At 27.7% G+C, this 2,070-nt stretch carries 3 protein-coding genes; all 3 read left to right on the forward strand.

Going from position 1 to position 2,070, the window contains the following annotated elements:
- Positions 1-135 precede the first annotated feature (135 nt).
- Genes WBQ70_RS14395 through WBQ70_RS14405 form a run of 3 tightly spaced genes read left to right on the forward strand, consistent with a single transcriptional unit; the run spans position 136 to position 1,739 of the window.
- Positions 136-381 carry a type II toxin-antitoxin system ParD family antitoxin gene (locus WBQ70_RS14395; protein WP_423915406.1) on the forward strand — a complete coding sequence of 82 codons (246 nt, stop codon included), beginning with the start codon at positions 136-138 and terminating at the stop codon, positions 379-381.
- Positions 381-695, forward strand: coding sequence for a type II toxin-antitoxin system RelE/ParE family toxin (locus WBQ70_RS14400; RefSeq protein WP_423915402.1), 315 nt, complete (start codon positions 381-383; stop codon positions 693-695). Before WBQ70_RS14395 ends, WBQ70_RS14400 begins: the two co-directional genes overlap by 1 nt.
- Before the next feature lie 9 nt (positions 696-704).
- Complete coding sequence (locus WBQ70_RS14405) at positions 705-1,739, forward strand: hypothetical protein (RefSeq protein WP_423915404.1); 1,035 nt, start codon at positions 705-707, stop codon at positions 1,737-1,739.
- Positions 1,740-2,070 lie beyond the last annotated feature (331 nt).

Here is a 2,070-nt window from a genome sequence, read left to right on the forward strand (position 1 = left end):
CTTTCAAGCACGGTTCCGTGAGAACGTTGGGGTGAAATTCCTCTGCGTGACTCGATTAGCAGTAACTTTTGCTTAAAAAACGAAAAAATTTGATTTTAATACCAATTATTGGTATCTTTGATGAAAACAAAAATTATGGCACGAAATACATCAATATTATTAGGAGACTATTTTGAAAATTTTATTAATGAACAAATTTCTACAGGAAAATATAGTTCAGTAAGTGAAGTTGTTAGAACTGCTTTAAGAGTTTTTGAGCAAGAAGAAACTAAAACAAAATCTCTAATCAATGAACTAAGAATTGGTGAAAAAAGCAGTAAAATTAGAAATTTTGACCGCAATAAAAATCTTGAAATGCTAAAAGCTAATTTTCAAAAATAATGTCAGAGTATATAATTAGTGAAAAAGCATTAGAAGACATTAATGACATTTGGATTTACACGGCCGAAAATTGGTCTGTTGAACAGGCAGATAGATATTATAACTTAATCATTGACGAAATTGAATATATCGTCGATAATTTAGATATGGCTCGTGACTTTGGAAAAATCAGAAAATCATATAGATATTCAAAAGTGAAATCACATTTGATTTTCTTTAAAAAAGACAAAACTAATGAAATTGAAGTCGTTAGAGTCTTACACGAAAGAATGGATATTGAAAACAGATTAGCAGAACGTTATATGCCATTTTAAGAACAGATTATGAATTTACCAGGTTTTAAAAAAGAAGATAAGTGGGAGAATTTTAGCGGTAATATCAATATCTATCAAGACCTGGTGGAGGCAGATATTGAAATACTAATTCAAGAGAAAAATATACACTCATTACAGTTTTATTCTTTTAAAAATCCATCAGAAAAAACTTGGGAAACTTTAAATAAATTTTATGAAAAATATCCCGAAATTGGGTTGACAATATTTTGGTACGATACAGTTGACTTTGCGTTCCTTAATAAAATTCCAAATGTTAGAAAATTTGGAGTAGACTCATATTTAACAAAAGAGTTTAAACCTATTGAAATCTTATCGCAACTTACTAAACTTCATTTAGGCGAAACAAAATCAAGAGCAATTAATATAGATTTCATCAGAATTTTTAAAAATTTAGAAACTCTTAACATAGATGGAATGAAAAAGGGAATTGAAAATATTAAATATTTGACACAAATTAGTTCTCTGAATTTAAGGGGAGTAAAACTTAAAAATGTAAACTGGATTAGCAGTTTAGAAAAACTAAGGCTCTTAAAGTTAATGTTTGGAAGTTATCAATCATTAGAATCTTTATCTGAATTAAAAAATTTAGAATATTTAGGCATAAGTAGAGTAAGACAAATTGAAAATTATGACTTTCTCAATGGTCTTATCAATTTAAATTTTTTACATTTTGAAGGTTTAGCAACTATGGATACTTTGCCTAGTTTTCAAGGATTAAAAAACTTAAGAAAAATACAAATTCAAAATTTATCAAAAATAGAAAACATCAAAGAAATTAAATCTCTCGAAAATCTTGAAGAGCTACTGTTTTTATTCCCAGAAAATATTAAAACATCAGATAAAAATTTATTGCTAGACAAACTATATGAAATTGCTTTAAAATTACCGAACTTAAAAATGACAAATATTTTGTTTTGGAAAGAACATAAAAAATACAAAGCTTTAATTGATAAAGGCGTAAAAGTCTATGAACATTCGAAAAGTAATTACAAACAAAATACTGAAGGCGGTTGGGTGCTATAAAAAACGGCATATAACAGCGGTATTGATATAGCTGGAGTTTAGTGGAATTATCGTTTCGCATCAAGTTTTCGTTAAGCCGAAAATTGAACGTTGACGAACTTCCAGCCATCTCAAAGTGGGATAACGTTAGCAAGGATATTCGAAAAAACGAAGAGAAAATAATAAAAAACTGAATCGGCAATTTAAAATATGAAAGCAAATTACCTAATACTTATTCTTGCATGTTTATCTTGTAATAATTTAAAAAAGGAAAATTCAGAAAGTAAAGTTGATACTAAAATGGAAATGATAAACCAAAATGACGAAATATTTCTCGGTAAAGTTGTTATAA

Origin of the sequence: Flavobacterium sp. (assembly GCF_049590715.1) — a bacterium.
Classification (GTDB): domain Bacteria; phylum Bacteroidota; class Bacteroidia; order Flavobacteriales; family Flavobacteriaceae; genus Flavobacterium.

Bases quoted from the DNA above. Each gene is read 5' to 3' on its own strand.
- WBQ70_RS14395 (WP_423915406.1), top strand. From the start codon at position 136: ATGGCACGAAATACATCAATATTATTAGGAGACTATTTTGAAAATTTT.
- WBQ70_RS14400 (WP_423915402.1), top strand. From the start codon at position 381: ATGTCAGAGTATATAATTAGTGAAAAAGCATTAGAAGACATTAATGAC.
- WBQ70_RS14405 (WP_423915404.1), top strand. From the start codon at position 705: ATGAATTTACCAGGTTTTAAAAAAGAAGATAAGTGGGAGAATTTTAGC.